Below are 16,592 nucleotides of genomic sequence, written 5' to 3'. Positions count from 1 at the left end.
GATCGACAAGTTGCCGGGCGGCGTTAACTGTTTCGCTGTCTTTTGTCCTTAGACAGGACGGCATGAAACCACTCGTCGCCCTCGCCGACCGCGCCTCGCTCCCAGCGCTCAAGCTGCTGGTCGCGCTCAATGGGCTGGCATTCCTGGCGTTTCTGGCCGGCCTCCTCGTCGCCCTGGGCAGGATTTAGCACAGCCGACCCCCCCCCGCATCGTCCGCTCCTCTTTCACGGTCTTGTGAAACCCAATCGCCTTTCGCGCGTTTGGTTGCTGCCGAACCAGGTTTCACGGAGGACGACATGGCCAATCCCGGCAATCTGGATCCCAACGATCCGCGCCTGACCGACCCGCTCAACCCCACCCCACCGCGCGATACCGACCCGGTCATCGACAACAGGGTCGTCAACCAGCCGAGCGGTAGCGGCGGCACCTGGCTGATCGTCCTGGTGGTCGTCATCCTCGCCGTCGTCGCCTACTTCCTGTTCGGCCGCAGTGCCGAAGCGCCGGCCCCTGGAGAACCGCCGGCCGCGAGCGAGACCGCGCCAGCCCAGCCCGCGCCCGCGGATGGCGGCACCATGAAGCCGGCCGAACCGGCACCGGCTCCAGCAACGCCGCCGGCCGACAATTCGACGGCTCCGGCCAATCCGCCGGCGAACGGCGGCACGACCGAACCGGCACCGGCGACACCGCCCGCCAACAATTCGACGACACCGGCTCCGGCACAGTAAGCCGGTACAGAGCCCGCAAACGAAACGGCCCGCCATTGGCGGGCCGCGCTCTTTAATTCAGGGCGAGATGGCTCAGATGTGGATCGGCTTGAAGAAGGTGGCGAGCGCCGCTTCCTTCACCGCTTCCGACATGGTCGGATGCGCGTGGCAGGTGCGGGCGAGGTCTTCCGACGAACCGCCGAACTCCATCAACACCGCCGCCTCGTGGATCATTTCGCCTGCGCCGAAGCCCAGGATGTGGACGCCGAGCACCTTGTCGGTCTTCTTGTCTGCCAGGATCTTCACGAAGCCGTCCGTATGCAGCATGGCGCGCGCGCGGCCGTTGGCGGTGAAGGGGAACTTGCCGGCCTTGTAGTCGACGCCGGCCTTCTTCAGCTCTTCTTCTGTCTTGCCGACCGAAGCGACCTCCGGGCTGGTGTAGACGACGCTCGGGATCACATCGTAGTTGACGTGGCCGGCCTGGCCGGCGATGCGCTCTGCCACCGCCACGCCTTCGTCCTCGGCCTTGTGCGCCAGCATCGGCCCGGCCACGACGTCGCCGATAGCCCAGATGCCCGGCACGTTGGTCTGGAGATGACCGTCCGTCTTCACGCGGCCGCGCTCGTCCACTTCGACGCCCGCCTCCTTGAGGCCGAGGGCGTCGGCATAGGCGCGCCGGCCGGTGGCGACCAGCACGACATCGGCCTCGATGGTCTCGGCCGCGCCGCCCTTCACCGGCTCGAAGGTGACGGAGGCGCCCTTCTTGCCCTTGGCGACGGCCGTCACCTTCGATCCCAGCTTGAACTCGAAGCCCTGCTTGGAAAGCAGGCGCTGGAACTGCTTGGCGACCTCGCCATCCATGCCGCCGAGGATCGAGTCGAGGAACTCGACCACCGTCACCTTGGCGCCGAGCCGTGCCCAGACCGAGCCAAGCTCCAGGCCGATGACGCCGCCGCCGACCACGATCAACGTCTGCGGCACCTTCGCCAGCGACAGCGCGCCGGTGGAGGAGACGATCACCTTTTCGTCGATGTCGACTGCCACGCCGGGGATGCCGGCGACCTCGGAACCGGTGGCGATGACGATGTTCTTCGCTTCGATCTCCTGGCTCTTGCCGTCCTCGCCGGTGACGGAAACCTTGCCAGCGCCGAGCACCTTGCCGGTGCCGCGGAAGGCATCGATCTTGTTCTTCTTGAACAGGAAGGCGACGCCGTTGACATTGGCCGAGACCGTCGTGTCCTTGTGCGCCATCATCTTCTTCAGGTTCAGCTTCGGCTGCACCTCGACACCGAGCGTGTCGAAGGAATGGCCTGCCTCGGCGAACATCTCGGAAGCGTGCAGCAGCGCCTTGGAGGGAATGCAGCCGATGTTGAGGCAGGTGCCGCCGAACGTCTCGCGCTTCTCCACCACGGCCACCTTCAAGCCCAACTGCGCCGCCTTGATGGCGCAAACATAGCCGCCGGGGCCGGAGCCGATCACCACAACATCATATGCCATTTCGCAAATCCCTGTCCGATGCGGCCCGCGGGCCGGTCCCTCAATACGATCTTCAGTCCGGCAATGCCACCGCCGGACGGTTCATTCCTGGCAACCCTTCAGCGCGAAAACGTCCCACGGCACTTTCGTGAAGCCGCTCTGGCCATAGGCCGTCGAAAGCCTGAGCGACGGGCCGAGGTCCGGAAAGATCAACGCCTTCGGCGCATCGCCCGTTTTCGGCAGCAGGTCGATCGCGCCGGCATCGTCCACCGCATAGATGACGCCCTGCCAGACGGTGCAGGCTTCCAGTTCGGCGCCGGTAACGTCACCGTCCGGGCATCTGTAGGTGAGCGTGCCGTAGGGCCGCTCCGTCCCTTCGCTCCACATGACCATACCGTCCAGCATGATGCCTTTGTCGAGATTCATGCGGAAGGTGTTGGTCACGGCGGCGAGGTCAGTGGCCGGCCGGAAGTCGATGCCGGCCGCGTCGTCGCGGTCACCATAGACGGCAAGTTCGACCGGACAGGCCGCGAAAGCGGACGCCGCGGCAAGGATGGCCGCGCAACCCACGAGCATGCCGGCCGATCGTCGGACCAGGGAGTCCGGCATGGTCAGGCCATCAGCCGGAACAGCATCATCACGAGGCCGACCACCGATACGCACCACGCAAGGGTTCGCACCGCCGGCACGCCGAAGGCATAGAGCGGTACGTAGACGATACGCGCGATCAGCCAGATCCAGGCGCCGGTCGCGGCGATGCCGCCGGTCTTGCCGGTGACGGCGAGCGCCAGCGCCAGCGCGACGAAGGCCGGGTAGGTTTCCAGCAGGTTTTCCAGCGCCCGCTTCAGCCGGCCGGCCCAGACGTTGCCGGACTGGCGGTTATCGTCGCGCGGCCCGAGCAGATAAGGGCCGAGATCGTAGGTCGAGACGGCCTGCAAAATGATCTGCACGAGCAGGAGCACGACGCTCCATCCGAGCACGATGATCTCGGTCGATGCGGCTGCGGCTTCCATGACGGCCTCCTTGGCAAACCCGGCCGAGTGCGGCCGTTACAGATCCAGAACCAGCCGCTCCGGATCCTCCAGGCTTTCCTTGACACGCACCAGGAAGGTGACGGCTTCCTTGCCGTCGACGATGCGGTGGTCGTAGCTGAGCGCCAGGTACATCATCGGACGGACGACGATCTGGCCGCCGACCACCACCGGCCGCTCCTGGATCTTGTGCATGCCGAGAATACCCGACTGCGGCGCATTGAGGATCGGCGTCGACATCAGCGAGCCGTAGACACCGCCGTTGGAGATGGTGAAGGTACCGCCCTGCATGTCCGCCACCGACAGCTTGCCGTCACGCGCGGCGATGCCGAGGCGGCCGATCTCCTTTTCGATATCGGCTATTCCCATGGCGTCCGCGTTGCGCACAACCGGCACGACGAGGCCCTTATCGGTGCCGACCGCCACGCCGATATGGGCGAAGTTCTTGTAGATGATGTCGGTGCCGTCGATCTCGGCGTTGACCGCCGGGATTTCCTTCAGCGCATGGGTCACCGCCTTGGTGAAGAAGCCCATGAAGCCGAGCTTGACGCCGTGCTTCTTCTCGAACACGTCCTTGTATTTCGAGCGCAGGTCCATCACCGCCTTCATGTCCACCTCGTTGAAGGTGGTGAGCATGGCGGCCGTCGACTGCGCCTCCTTCAGGCGGCGCGCGATGGTCTGGCGCAGCTTGGTCATGCGCACGCGCTCTTCGCGCGGGGCATCGTCAGGAGACGACGGCGCACGCGCGGCAGCCGGAGCGGCGGGCTCGCGCGGCGGCTCGGCCGGCTGCGAGGGAGCGCCGCGGGCGATGGCGTCGAGAACGTCGCCCTTCAGCACCTGGCCGCGCTTGCCGGAACCGGACACCTGGTCGGCCGAAAGGTTCTGCTCTGCGAGCAGCTTCGCGGCCGACGGCGCCGGCGGCATGCTGCGCTGCTCGATCGGCCCCTCGCCTGCGGTTCCGGCCTGCTGGGCGGCGGCTTCCTTCGTGCTCGCGGCGGCGGTCGGGGCAGACGCCTGTGCAACGGCCGCCTCCTGCTTCGGCGTCGGCTGGGCGGCAGGCTTGGCGGCAGCGCCGCCGGCCGAGATCGAACCGAGCAGGGCGCCGACATTGACCGTCTCGCCTTCCTTGACAACGATCTCGTCCAGCGTGCCGGCGGCCGGCGCCGGCACTTCGATGGTCACCTTGTCGGTTTCCAGCTCGACCAACGGCTCGTCGGCGGCAACGGCGTCGCCGGCCTTCTTGAACCACTTGCCGACGGTCGCCTCCGTCACGGATTCGCCGAGGGTCGGAACTTTGATTTCGGTGGCCATGGATCGTTTCCGTTGTTGGAGGTCTGTCTGCGCCGGCGGCTCAGCCGCCGAGCGCGTCTTCGAGCAGGGCGGCGAGCTGGGCGAGGTGCTTCGACATCAGCCCGGTCGCCGGCGAGGCCGCCGCCGGGCGGCCGGTGTAGCGCACCCGCTGATGCTTGGCATCGATATGGGCGAGCACCCATTCCAGGTACGGGTCGATGAACGACCAGGCGCCCATGTTCTTCGGCTCCTCCTGGCACCACACCATCTCTGCATTGCGGAAGCGCGACAGTTCGGTGATCAGCGCCTTGGCCGGGAACGGATAGAGCTGCTCGACGCGCAGGAGATAGATGTCGTCGATGCCGCGCTTCTCACGCTCCTCGTAGAGGTCGTAATAGACCTTGCCCGAGCACAGCACGACGCGGCGGATCTTGGAATCCTTCACCAGCTTGATCGGCTGGTCGCCGAGATACTGCGCGTCGTCCCACAAGAGGCGATGGAAGGTCGATTCGCCCGCCATTTCCGACAGTGTCGATACCGCCCGCTTGTGGCGCAGCAGCGACTTCGGCGTCATCAGGATGAGCGGCTTGCGGAAGTCGCGCTTCAACTGCCGGCGCAATATGTGGAAGTAGTTGGCCGGCGTCGTGCAGTAGGCGACCTGCATGTTGTCCTCGGCGCAGAGCTGCAGGAAGCGTTCCAGACGCGCCGAGGAATGCTCCGGGCCTTGCCCTTCATAGCCATGCGGCAACAGGCAGACGAGGCCCGACATGCGCAGCCACTTGCGTTCGCCCGACGAGATGAACTGGTCGAACACCACCTGGGCGCCGTTGGCGAAGTCGCCGAACTGCGCTTCCCACAAGGTCAGCGCCTTGGGTGCTGCCAGCGAATAGCCGTATTCGAAACCGAGCACGGCTTCTTCCGACAGCATCGAGTTGATCACCTCGTAGCCGGCCTGTGCCGCCGAAAGGTTGTTCAGCGGGATGTAGCGGGTCTCGTCGCGCTGGTCGTAGAGCACCGAGTGGCGCTGCGAGAAGGTGCCGCGCTCGCTGTCCTGGCCGGAAAGCCGGATCGGGTTGCCGTCGAGCAGGATAGAGCCGAAGGCGAGCGATTCGGCGGTCGCCCAGTCGATACCCTCGCCCGTCTCGATGGCGTGGCGGCGATTGTCGAGGAAGCGCTGGATCGTCTTGTGAACCTCGAAATCCTTCGGCACGTCGGTAAGCTTCTTGCCGACCTCCTTCAGCACCTTCAACGGCACGGCGGTCTTGCCGCGGCGCAGCTCGTCCTGGCTGTCGGCCGTGCGCAGGCCCGACCAGGCGCCGTCGAGCCAGTCGGCCTTGTTCGGCTTGTACTGCTGGCCGACCTCGAACTCGGATTCGAGATGCGCGCGCCAGTCGGCCTTCATCTTGTCGACCTCGTCCTGGCTGATGAGACCCTCGGCGATCAGCTTGTCGGCATAGAGCTGCACCGTCGTCTTGTGGCCGCGGATCGAGCGATACATGATCGGCTGCGTGAAGGCCGGCTCGTCGCCCTCGTTGTGGCCGAAGCGGCGGTAGCAGAACATGTCCACCACGACCGGCTTGTGGAACTTCATGCGGAACTCGATCGCCACCTTGGCGGCGTGCACGACCGCTTCGGGATCGTCGCCGTTGACGTGGAAGATCGGCGCCTCGATCATCTTGGCGACGTCCGACGGATAGGGCGAAGACCGCGAGAAGCGCGGATTGGTGGTGAAGCCGATCTGGTTGTTGATGATGAAGTGCAGCGTGCCGGCGACGCGATGGCCGCGCAGGCCCGACAGGCCGAGGATCTCGGCGATCACACCCTGGCCGGCGAAGGCGGCGTCGCCATGCAGAAGCAGCGGCAGCACCTTGGCGCGGTCCTCCAGCGGCACGATCTCCTCGCGGCCGCGGCCGAACAGCTGGTCCTGCTTGGCGCGCGCCTTGCCCATCACCACCGGGTCGACGATTTCCAGGTGCGAAGGGTTGGCCGTCAGCGACAGGTGCACCTTGTTGCCGTCGAACTCGCGATCCGACGAGGCGCCGAGGTGGTACTTGACGTCGCCCGAACCCTCCACGTCGTCGGGCGCGTAGGAGCCGCCCTTGAACTCGTGGAAGATGGCGCGGTGCGGCTTGGCCATCACCTGGGAGAGCACGTTGAGGCGGCCGCGATGGGCCATGCCGAGCACGATGTCGCTCATGCCGAGCTGGCCGCCGCGCTTGACGATCTGTTCCAGCGCCGGGATCAGCGATTCGCCGCCGTCGAGGCCGAAGCGCTTGGTGCCCTTGTACTTGACGTCGATGAACTGCTCGAAGCCCTCGGCCTCGATGAGCTTCGACAGGATCGCCTTCTTGCCCTCGGCGGTGAAGGAGATCTCCTTGTCGGCGCCCTCGATGCGCGACTGGATCCAGGCCTTTTCCTCAGGATCGGAAATGTGCATGAACTCGACGCCCAGCGTCGAGCAATAGGTGCGGGTGAGGATTTCCAGCATCTGCCGGACGGTACCGAATTCCAGCCCGAGCACGTTGTCGAGGAAGATCGGCCGGTCGTAGTCGGCTTCGGTGAAGCCGTAGTTCTCGGGCGACAGCTCGTTGTAGTCCTCGAGCTGCCCGGCGATGCCGAGCGGGTCGAGATTGGCGTGCAGGTGGCCGCGCATGCGGAAGGCGCGGATCATCATGATGGCGCGCACCGAATCGCGCGTCTGCTGGTGGACATCGGCTTCCGAGATCGCCTTGCCGGTCGCAGCGGCGCCGTTGGCGGCCTTTTCGCGGACCTTCTTCTCGATGACCTTCTCGACGAGGCCCCAGTTGCCGTCGAGCGCCGAAACCAGTTCGCCGTTGGCGGCCAGCGGCCAGCTCGGCCGCGACCACGAGGCGCCGCGTGCGTTCTTGCGAACGTCGTCGGCATTGTCCTTCAGCGCGGCGAAGAAATCCTGCCATTCTGGATCGACCGAAGCGGGATCGTCCTCATAGGCGGCATGCAGCGCCTCGATATAGTCGGCATTGCCGCCATAGAGGAAGGAAGTGAGGGAGAACTGGTCGTTGGTTTGATCTTGTCGTGCCATTGTACGCCTCGGAGTTTCCGCTCCATCTCCTTGGTAGGAAGGGAATAGGTGAATAAGGGAGTAGGGCAGTATGTTGGCGATCCCTGTTCCCCTACAGCCCTATTCCCATACTCCCTTAACCTTTAATCGCTTCCACTAGCGTCGTGCCGAGCCGCGCCGGCGAGGGCGAGACCTTGATGCCGGCCGATTCCATCGCCGCGATCTTGTCTTCGGCGCCGCCCTTGCCGCCGGAAATCACCGCGCCGGCATGGCCCATCGTGCGGCCGGGAGGCGCCGTGCGCCCGGCAATGAAGCCGGCCATCGGCTTCCTGCGGCCACGCTTGGCCTCGTCCTTGAGGAACTGTGCCGCGTCTTCCTCGGCAGAGCCGCCGATCTCGCCGATCATGATGATCGACTTGGTCTCGTCGTCGGCCAGGAACATTTCGAGCATGTCGATGAATTCGGTGCCTTTCACCGGATCGCCGCCGATGCCGACGGCGGTGGTCTGGCCGAGGCCGGCATTGGTGGTCTGGAACACAGCCTCATAGGTAAGCGTTCCCGAGCGCGAAACAACGCCGACGGAGCCCTTCTTGAAGATGTTGCCGGGCATGATGCCGATCTTGCACTGGTCGGGCGTGACGATGCCGGGGCAGTTCGGCCCGATGAGGCGCGACTTCGACTTGTCGAGCTTCGCCTTGACCTTGACCATGTCGAGCACCGGGATACCCTCGGTGATGCACACGATCAGCGGTATCTCCGCCTCGATCGCCTCGATGATGGCCGCCGCAGCGCCCGCCGGCGGCACGTAGACGACGGACGCCGTGGCGCCGGTCTTTTCCTTGCCTTCGGCCACGCTGGCGAAGATCGGCAGCTTTTCGCCCTTCGAGCCTTCCCAGGTCTCGCCGCCCTTCTTGGGGTGGATGCCGCCGACCATCTTGGTTCCGTGATAGGCCAGCGCCTGCTCGGTGTGGAAGGTACCGGTCTTGCCGGTCAGGCCCTGGACCAAGATCTTGGTGTTCTTGTCGATGAGAATGGACATGCCGGACCTTCTTGCTCAGAGGGTTGTTTGGGACGGCGAAACACGCCGGAACGCGCCCTTCGCCATGTCTTGCCAGTTTTCGGAACCGGCGGGTTTGAATTCCAGGTGGGTGCGGTAACCGTCTGGACCATCGATCATGTAGGTGACGCGAGCCGCTCCGCGCGGCGACAGACGCTCCAGCACAAGCCGGTCGCTCTCCCATGAGCCGCTGGCCGGACCGGCCGGGAAGAAGCCCATCGAATCGAAGGCGAACATCTTGGTCAGCCCGTCAGCCTGGTCGAAACCGAAGACGTTGTGCGAAGCGAAGCTCTCGCGACCGTCGCGCATCTGCCGGTAGCGCTGGGTGACGAACAGGCCGCCGAATTCGGCCGCCGCCTCGACTTCCGCCGAGGTCCGGCCGGCCGGCGCCCATTGCGTCGCCGACATTTCCTCCTCGCCGCGCCAAGCGCCGACCAGCGCCTGCAGGCGCCGGTGGTCTGGGGTAAGGGAGGGGACGGCACTCATGGTCACACCTTGGGTCACACCTTGGCCGGGCCGGGGAGGCCGGCCCAACCTTTACTTGCCGACGGCCGCGACGATCTTCTTGGCGGCGTCGTCGAGATCGTCGGCAGGTTGAACATTCAGCTTGCTGTCGCGCAGGATCTGCTTGCCGAGTTCGGCATTCGTGCCTTCCAGACGCACCACCAGCGGAACCTTCAGGCCGACTTCCTTGACCGCCGCGACCACGCCCTCGGCGATGACGTCGCACTTCATGATGCCGCCGAAGATGTTGACCAGGATGCCCTTCACGGCCGGATCGGCGGTGATGATCTTGAACGCCGCCGTGACCTTCTCCTTGGAGGCGCCGCCGCCGACATCGAGGAAGTTCGCCGGCTCGGCGCCGTAGAGCTTGATGATATCCATCGTCGCCATGGCGAGGCCGGCGCCGTTGACCATGCAGCCGATGTTGCCGTCCAGCGCCACATAGGCGAGGTCGTACTTGGACGCCTCGATCTCCTTCTCGTCTTCCTCGGTCGTGTCGCGCAGGTCGACGACGTCGGGATGGCGGAAGAGAGCGTTGTTGTCGAACGACACCTTGGCGTCGAGCACGCGCAGCCGGCCGTTCTTCATGACGATCAGCGGATTGACCTCGAGCAGGCTCATGTCCTTCTCGACGAAGGCCTTGTAGAGGACCGGGAACAAAAGCGCGCCGTCGTCGGCCGCACCGCCCGTCAGCTTCAGCGCGGCGTTGAGCTTCTCAACGTCGGCATCGGTGACGCCCTTGTCCGGGTCGATCGCCAGCGTGACGATCTTTTCCGGCGTGTCGTGCGCCACCGTCTCGATGTCCATGCCGCCCTCGGTGGAGACCACGAAGGCGACGCGGCCGACCGTGCGGTCGACGAGGATCGACAGGTAAAGCTCACGGTCGATATCGGCTCCGTCCTCGATATAGAGGCGGTTGACCTGCTTGCCGGCCGGGCCGGTCTGCTTGGTCACCAGCGTGTTGCCGAGCATCTCGTTGACGTTGGCGATCACCTCGGCGACCGACTTGGACAACCGCACGCCGCCCTTGGCGTCCGGGCCGAGTTCCTTGAACTTACCTTTGCCGCGGCCGCCGGCATGTATCTGGCTCTTCACCACATAGAGCGGGCCGGGCAGCTTGTTGGCGGCGGCTTCCGCCTCGCCTGCCTTGAACACCGGCACGCCTTCGGCCACCGGCGCCCCGAAACCCTTCAAGACCTGCTTCGCCTGGTATTCATGGATGTTCATGGCTTCGGCCCTATCGATTCGATGGAATGAACGTCGTCGTTGACGTAGACTTGATGAATAGACACATTGGTTAACCCCCAATTGCTAAGGCCAATGTCTTTTCGCATTGCCAAGTAAATATCGCCAATACGCTGCAGAGAATTTATGGGACTTGTATTTTCGTTTGTTTTGAAATTTGCCATTGCCTCGACAACATGGGGAGAGCCATAGAACATTACCCCACGAGTCAATCTCATCCATCTATCTCTGAACGTGCTATCTGTTTCGAGATCAACTGATATCCCATCCTTTTGATTTCTAAGAAGGTCAAAAATCATATCATAGAATATCGAATAGACTTCAATCTTCTTATCACGATGAGCTTCTGCTCTAGCCTTCGCTCGTTCTCTCCAATATGCGAAGATGGCAAGTGCTATTGCTACAATTCCACCAATAACTGCAGGAACAACGGCCTTATCCAAGCCGAAAATATACTGCAATGCACCGGTAAGAAGCCACCAAAGCGCGACGGCACTAACAGCTAGCGCAAATAGTCCTAAGGCTGTCTGGGCAGTCAGGCGCACGGTCTAGCACCTATTTCTTCAATTGCGGCGCGATGCCGATGCAGGCCTCGGTGAGACCCTGCACGGCGGCGACCGACTTGTCGAACATCTTCTGCTCGGCCTTCGAGAAATCCAACTCGAGGATGCGCTCGACGCCGCCGGCACCGATCACCACGGGCACGCCGACATAGGTGTCCTTGACGCCGTACTGGCCGTTGAGATGCGCCGCGCAGGGCAGCACCCGCTTCTTGTCCTTCAGGTAGCTCTCGGCCATGGCCACCGCCGAGGACGCCGGCGCGTAATAGGCAGAGCCGGTCTTGAGCAGCGCGACGATCTCGCCGCCGCCCTTGCGCGTGCGCTCGACGATGGCGTCGAGCTTCTCCTGCGAGGTCCAGCCCATCTTGATGAGGTCGGGCAGCGGCACGCCGGCCACCGTCGAATAGCGCACCATCGGCACCATGTCGTCGCCGTGGCCGCCCAGCGTCATCGCTGACACGTCTTCCACTGACACCTTGAACTCCTCGGCGAGGAAATAGCGGAAGCGTGCCGAGTCGAGCACACCGGCCATGCCGACTACATGCGTCTTCGGCAGGCCGGAGAACTTCTGCAGCGCCCACACCATGGCGTCGAGCGGATTGGTGATGCAGATGACGAAGGCCTTCGGCGCATACTTCCTGATGCCGGCGCCCACCTGCTCCATCACCTTGAGGTTGATGCCCAGCAGGTCGTCGCGGCTCATGCCGGGCTTGCGCGGCACACCGGCGGTGACGATGCAGACGTCCGCGCCTTCGATGCCGGCATAATCGTTGACGCCAGTCAGCCGCGCGTCGAAACCTTCAACTGGCGAGGACTCGGCGAGGTCGAGGCCCTTGCCCTGCGGGATACCCTCCGCGATGTCGAACAGCACCACGTCGCCAAGTTCCTTGAGACCGATCAGATGAGCGAGCGTGCCGCCGATCATGCCCGAGCCGATGAGCGCTATCTTGTTGCGTGCCATGTCAGGATTGTTTCCTTTAGCTGTGGCGCCGGAACGGCGTCGAGAAGAGCGGAACTGTGCGGCAACCCGCGCGAATTCGCCGCACCCATTACTGCCATCGGCAAAAATACTCAACGGTTATTTTCGCCCCAGCAATTTCAATCGGTTATACTAATTTTGACTTACGTAAACGTCAAAGTTTTTTGCACCTTTCGAGGAGTCTTACACCCAAGCCCCAGGTTTCAGAAGATAGCCGATCGTCGATGACGCGCTTGTGATGGTGGGCCGGCGTCAGCCGCCCGACGCGACATCCTGCCGGGGTGACGCGGCCGCCCGCGCATGCCGCGCGGCCCATTCTTCCAGCCAGTCCTTGCTCTGCATCTCGATCAGGCGCGAGGCGGTGCGATCGAACTCGAAGGCCTCTGTAGTGCCCATACGCCCGGCATAGAGCTTGTCGGGTGCGGCCTCGGCGCTCATCACCACCCGCTTTTTCGTATCGTAGAGCGTGTCGACAAGCAGGATGAAGCGCTTGGCCGGGTTGCGCCGGGTTTGGTCGAGCACCGGGACATGGTCGATGAAAAGCGTATCGAAATGCTCGGCCAGCGCCAGGTAGTCGCGCGCGCCGAGCGGTGCGTCGCAAAGCTCGGCGAAGGAAAAGCGCGCCGCGCGGCCGGCCGCATGCGGCACCGTCACCTTGCGTCCCTTGACCGTGACGGTGGTTTCCACCGCCTTGCCGCCGGTGATCTCTGTCCAGGCCTCGTCCATCTGGCGGTCGGCAGCGGCATCGGCCGGCATCAGATAGACCGGCATGCGGTTCATCTTGTCTTGCCGATAGTCCTTGTCGGAATCGAGCGCCAGCACCTCGGCGTTGCGTTCGAGAATGGCGATGAACGGCAGGAAAAGCTGCCGGTTCAGGCCGTCGCGATAGAGATCGCGCGGCGCGACGTTGGACGTCGCCACCAGCACGACGCCGTTGGAAAACAGCGCCGAGAACAGCCGCGACAGCACCATCGCGTCGGCGATGTCGGTGACGGTGAATTCGTCGAAGCACAGCACCCACGCTTCCTCGGCGAGCGCCCGCGCCACCGGCGGAATCGGATCGTCTTCCTTGACGGTGCCTTCCTTGCGCGCCTGCCGGTGCTTCTGGATGCGGTCGTGCACGTCGGCCATGAAGTCGTTGAAGTGGACGCGGCGCTTGCGCCGCACCGGCACGAGCTCGAAGAAGAAATCCATCAGCATCGTCTTGCCGCGCCCGACGCCGCCATGGATGTAGAGGCCCTTCACCGGCTCCCGGGTCTGCCGCTTCGAGGCGAACAGCCAGCCCAGCGCGCTCGACTTGCGGGCGATGCGCTTGTCGGCGATCTCGCCGATCAGCCGGTCGAGGTGGTCGGCGACCGCCTCCTGGGCGCCGTCGCGCCGCAGCGTGCCGTTGTCGACCAGGTGGTCGTAGCGCTGGCGGACGGTCGCGTGGGTCTGGAGGCCGTCGCGCAGGTGCATGGTTCGGTCGCTGGAAACGTCGGCCTATCGGGAGAGCGAGATCGGCAGACCGTTCGACGTCTGGCCGTTGAACTTCTCGCCGCCCGAGGAATAGAGCCGCGCCAGCGTGCCGCCGTTCTGGTCGTAAAGGGTGAGCTGCTTGCCGCCGACGTTCCACGACTTGACGCCATCGACGGGAGCGGGGCAGCGCAGCGGCCCGGCCCGGTAACCGGCGCCGAACTTGGTCTGCGGTGTCGCCACCTTGCAGGTCTGGCCGCCGACATTGACGGTCCATACGCCGGCGACGCTGGACGGCGTCAGGTCGGCGGCACCTGCCGGCGCTGAACCGTCGGGCGGCAGGGAGGCGACCTGGGTGTTCTGCGGCGCCTGCGGGAACTGCGACGGGTCGTTCGTCCCCGGCTGCGCCGGCGGCGGCAACTGGCTGGAAGACACGGTGCCGGCCGGAGCGGCCTCGAGCGGCGCCGGCTGGGTCGAATCCATGGAGGAGAAGCGCGTGCTCGAGCAACCGCTTGCCAGAAGCACGGCCAGGGATGCGGCCACCAGGCCGGTTCTTGCAAAATTCATGTGCACACCTCTGCGGGGCATCGCGCCTAGAACGAAGCCTTCCCGTCACCAAAATGGTGACCGTGGCAGAATTTCAACCCGATATGGTTAAAATAGGGTTTTGCCGTCCCATTGTTGCAATTTTGCCGCGCTGCGGTCGAAGAAGGCCGGTTGGCAGCAGGATCGCCGCGAACCGCAAGGAACCGCCGCCGCCGGGCAAGCGTTGTTGCGCCATTACCCACAGCATCAGTCCGAGGTTCCCCATGATCAAATGGATCGTCATCCTGCTCATCGTCGCCGCTGCCGCCAGCCTGCTCGGCATGCCGGCGCTGGCAGGCGCCGCCGCCACCGGCGCGCGCATTCTGATCGGCATCGTGCTGATCCTGTTCCTGCTCGTCGTCCTCGGCCTCTTCGCCGTCACCTGAGGCGGGCGAGGCGAAGGCCGGCTGCTGCCGCAACACTGGTAATTGCCGGCCGTTTCCGCCATATAGCGGCGAACGGACAAAGGAATTTCGGATGCGATGGCAGCCACTGCCCCCTTCGCCAAGATGAACGGTGCCGGCAACGAGATCATCGTCGCCGATATGCGTGGCCGCGCCGATCGTGTGACGGCGGCGGCGGCGATCGCGCTCAACGCCGATCAGGCGACGCGCTTCGACCAGATCATGGCGATTCACGACGCCCGCACGCCCGGCACCGGCTGGTTCATCGACATCCTGAATTCCGACGGGTCCGGGGCGCAGGCCTGCGGCAACGGCACGCGCTGCGTGGTGCAGGCACTTGGTGCCGAGACGGGGCTCAAAACCTTTACGCTTGAGACGGTCGCCGGCATTCTCAACGCGGTCGAACATGACGACGGGCTGATCTCGGTCGACATGGGCCGTCCGCGCTTCGGCTGGCAGGACATTCCGCTGGCCGAGGAATTCCGCGATACCCGCATGATCGAACTCCAGATCGGCCCGATCGACGCACCGGTGCTGCACTCGCCCTCGGTCGTCTCCATGGGCAACCCTCACGCCATCTTCTGGGTGGACGGGGACGTCTGGTCCTACGACCTCGACCGTTTCGGCCCGCTGCTCGAAAACCATCCCATCTTCCCCGAGCGCGCCAACATCACCATCGCTGAGGTGACCTCGCGCGATTCCATGGTCATCCGCACCTGGGAGCGCGGCGCCGGGCTGACGAAGGCATGCGGCTCTGCCGCCTGTGCCGCCGCCGTCGCGGCCGCCCGCACCGGCAGGACCGACCGTCGCGTCGCATTGACGGTACCGGGTGGCCAGCTCCAGGTGGAATGGCGCGCCGATGACCACGTCGTCCTCACCGGCCCGGCCGAATGGGAATTCTCCGGCCGGTTCGACCCCGCCAGCGGCGCCTGGCAGCGCGACGCCGAAAGCGCCGCCTGATGGCCGCCGACCCGAAAGGCGTGGAGGTCGTCACCTTTGGCTGCCGGCTCAACACCTACGAGTCGGAGGTCATGAAGCGCGAGGCGGAAGCCGCCGGTCTTGGCGCGCTGAAGAACGGCGCCATCATCTTCAACACCTGCGCCGTCACCGGCGAAGCGGTGCGGCAGGCGAAACAATCGATCCGCAAGGCCCGCCGCGAAAACCCGAATGCGAGGATCATCGTCACCGGCTGCGCGGCGCAGACCAAGCCGGACGATTTCGTCGCCATGGACGAAGTGGACCTCGTGCTCGGCAACGAGGAAAAGCTTCAACGCCACAACTACCGCGCTTTGCCGGACTTCGGCGTCAACGCCTTCGAGAAGGCGCGCGTCAACGACATCTTCTCCGTGCGCGAGACGGCCTCGCACATGGTCGACGCCATCGAGGGCCGCGCCCGCGCTTTCGTACAGGTGCAGAACGGCTGCGACCACCGCTGCACCTTCTGCATCATCCCTTACGGGCGCGGCAATTCGCGCTCGGTGCCGATGGGCGGCGTGGTGGAACAGGTCAGGCGGCTGGCCGGCAACGGCTATGCGGAGGTGGTTCTATCGGGCGTCGACATGACCAGCTACGGCCCCGACCTGCCGGGGAGTCCAAGGCTTGGCAAGCTCGTCAAAACGATCCTGAAGCAGGTGCCGGAACTGAAGCGGCTGCGCCTCTCCTCCATCGATTCCATCGAGGCCGACGACGACCTGCTCGACGCCATCGCCACCGAGGCGCGGCTGATGCCGCACCTGCACCTCTCGTTGCAATCCGGCGACGACATGATTTTGAAGCGCATGAAACGCCGCCATCTGCGCGACCAGTCGATCCGCTTCTGCGAGGACGTGCGCAAGCTGAGGCCCGGTATCGTCTTCGGCGCCGACATCATCGCCGGCTTCCCGACCGAGACGGACGCCATGTTCGAGAATTCTGTCCGAATCGTCGAGGAATGCGGGTTGACCCACCTGCACGTCTTCCCCTTCAGCCCACGCGAAGGCACGCCGGCGGCGCGCATGCCGCAGGTGCGGCGCGAGGTGGTCAAGCAGCGCGCCGCACGCCTGCGCGCGGCCGGAGAAACGGCCTATCGCAAGCATCTCGCCTCGCTGGCCGGAACGTCTCAATCGATCTTGGTCGAGCGCGAAGGCCTCGGCCGTACGGAAGGGTTCACGCTGGCGGCCATCGACGCCGGCCAGCCGGGCGAGATCGTCGAAGCGGTCGTGACCGGCCATGACGGCGGCCAGCTTCTTGCAACACCCATCGCCGCACGGGCGGCATAGGGCG

Annotated in this window: 18 protein-coding genes; 5 read left to right on the top strand and 13 right to left on the bottom strand. The window is 64.8% G+C overall.

The annotated features are described in order from the left end of the window. Positions 1-62 precede the first annotated feature (62 nt). Both E6C48_RS23035 and E6C48_RS12630 read left to right on the top strand, forming a co-directional pair. Complete coding sequence (locus tag E6C48_RS23035) at positions 63-188, top strand: hypothetical protein (protein ID WP_269142536.1); 126 nt, start codon at positions 63-65, stop codon at positions 186-188. Positions 189-296: 108 nt separating this feature from the next. Then, positions 297-725, top strand: a complete 429-nt coding sequence (locus E6C48_RS12630) for a hypothetical protein (RefSeq protein ID WP_136357698.1) — start codon at positions 297-299, stop codon at positions 723-725. A 72-nt stretch (positions 726-797) separates the two neighbouring features. Here E6C48_RS12630 and lpdA read toward each other — a convergent pair whose 3' ends face one another. From lpdA to E6C48_RS12565, 13 genes are all read right to left on the bottom strand, one after another. Next, entirely contained in the window at positions 798-2,201 is a 1,404-nt protein-coding gene (lpdA, locus tag E6C48_RS12625) for a dihydrolipoyl dehydrogenase (RefSeq protein ID WP_136357696.1), read from the bottom strand. Positions 2,202-2,282: 81 nt separating this feature from the next. Then, positions 2,283-2,756 carry a hypothetical protein gene (locus E6C48_RS12620; RefSeq protein ID WP_136357694.1) on the bottom strand — a complete coding sequence of 158 codons (474 nt, stop codon included), beginning with the start codon at positions 2,754-2,756 and terminating at the stop codon, positions 2,283-2,285. A gap of 35 nt (positions 2,757-2,791) precedes the next feature. Then, complete coding sequence (locus E6C48_RS12615; protein WP_136357692.1) at positions 2,792-3,193, bottom strand: MAPEG family protein; 402 nt, start codon at positions 3,191-3,193, stop codon at positions 2,792-2,794. Between the two features lie 36 nt (positions 3,194-3,229). Beyond that, the gene (odhB, locus tag E6C48_RS12610) at positions 3,230-4,522 is read right to left on the bottom strand and encodes a 2-oxoglutarate dehydrogenase complex dihydrolipoyllysine-residue succinyltransferase (RefSeq protein ID WP_136357690.1); all 1,293 of its coding nucleotides are present in this window, start codon (positions 4,520-4,522) and stop codon (positions 3,230-3,232) included. 40 nt (positions 4,523-4,562) lie between these two features. Continuing rightward, a complete protein-coding gene (locus E6C48_RS12605) occupies positions 4,563-7,562 on the bottom strand; it encodes a 2-oxoglutarate dehydrogenase E1 component (protein WP_136357688.1) in 3,000 nt (999 codons plus the stop codon). Between the two features lie 115 nt (positions 7,563-7,677). After that, the gene (gene sucD / locus E6C48_RS12600; protein WP_136357686.1) at positions 7,678-8,580 is read right to left on the bottom strand and encodes a succinate--CoA ligase subunit alpha; all 903 of its coding nucleotides are present in this window, start codon (positions 8,578-8,580) and stop codon (positions 7,678-7,680) included. Between the two features lie 15 nt (positions 8,581-8,595). Further along, a complete protein-coding gene (locus E6C48_RS12595; protein ID WP_136357684.1) occupies positions 8,596-9,084 on the bottom strand; it encodes a DUF1579 family protein in 489 nt (162 codons plus the stop codon). A 51-nt stretch (positions 9,085-9,135) separates the two neighbouring features. Next, the gene (gene sucC / locus E6C48_RS12590; RefSeq protein ID WP_136357682.1) at positions 9,136-10,329 is read right to left on the bottom strand and encodes an ADP-forming succinate--CoA ligase subunit beta; all 1,194 of its coding nucleotides are present in this window, start codon (positions 10,327-10,329) and stop codon (positions 9,136-9,138) included. Further along, positions 10,326-10,892, bottom strand: coding sequence for a hypothetical protein (locus tag E6C48_RS12585; protein ID WP_136357680.1), 567 nt, complete (start codon positions 10,890-10,892; stop codon positions 10,326-10,328). Before E6C48_RS12585 ends, sucC begins: the two co-directional genes overlap by 4 nt. A gap of 10 nt (positions 10,893-10,902) precedes the next feature. After that, positions 10,903-11,868, bottom strand: coding sequence for a malate dehydrogenase (gene mdh, locus E6C48_RS12580; protein WP_136357678.1), 966 nt, complete (start codon positions 11,866-11,868; stop codon positions 10,903-10,905). Between the two features lie 270 nt (positions 11,869-12,138). Further along, the gene (gene zapE, locus E6C48_RS12575; RefSeq protein ID WP_136357676.1) at positions 12,139-13,344 is read right to left on the bottom strand and encodes a cell division protein ZapE; all 1,206 of its coding nucleotides are present in this window, start codon (positions 13,342-13,344) and stop codon (positions 12,139-12,141) included. Positions 13,345-13,368: 24 nt separating this feature from the next. After that, complete coding sequence (locus tag E6C48_RS12570; protein ID WP_136357674.1) at positions 13,369-13,908, bottom strand: AprI/Inh family metalloprotease inhibitor; 540 nt, start codon at positions 13,906-13,908, stop codon at positions 13,369-13,371. A gap of 73 nt (positions 13,909-13,981) precedes the next feature. After that, positions 13,982-14,170, bottom strand: a complete 189-nt coding sequence (locus tag E6C48_RS12565; RefSeq protein WP_136357672.1) for a hypothetical protein — start codon at positions 14,168-14,170, stop codon at positions 13,982-13,984. Between E6C48_RS12565 and E6C48_RS12560 the strand changes: the two genes are divergently transcribed. From E6C48_RS12560 to mtaB, 3 genes are all read left to right on the top strand, one after another. Next, a complete protein-coding gene (locus E6C48_RS12560; RefSeq protein WP_136357670.1) occupies positions 14,151-14,312 on the top strand; it encodes a DUF1328 family protein in 162 nt (53 codons plus the stop codon). The genes E6C48_RS12565 and E6C48_RS12560 overlap by 20 nt on opposite strands. 96 nt (positions 14,313-14,408) lie before the next feature. Then, positions 14,409-15,290 carry a diaminopimelate epimerase gene (gene dapF, locus E6C48_RS12555; protein WP_136357668.1) on the top strand — a complete coding sequence of 294 codons (882 nt, stop codon included), beginning with the start codon at positions 14,409-14,411 and terminating at the stop codon, positions 15,288-15,290. After that, positions 15,290-16,588, top strand: coding sequence for a tRNA (N(6)-L-threonylcarbamoyladenosine(37)-C(2))-methylthiotransferase MtaB (gene mtaB, locus E6C48_RS12550; RefSeq protein WP_136357666.1), 1,299 nt, complete (start codon positions 15,290-15,292; stop codon positions 16,586-16,588). The genes dapF and mtaB overlap by 1 nt, the downstream gene beginning before the upstream one ends. The last annotated feature ends 4 nt before the right edge of the window (positions 16,589-16,592 follow it).

Source organism: Ollibium composti (assembly GCF_004801285.1).
Classification (GTDB): domain Bacteria; phylum Pseudomonadota; class Alphaproteobacteria; order Rhizobiales; family Rhizobiaceae; genus Mesorhizobium; species Mesorhizobium composti.
This window is presented reverse-complemented; position numbering and strand designations above follow the sequence as displayed.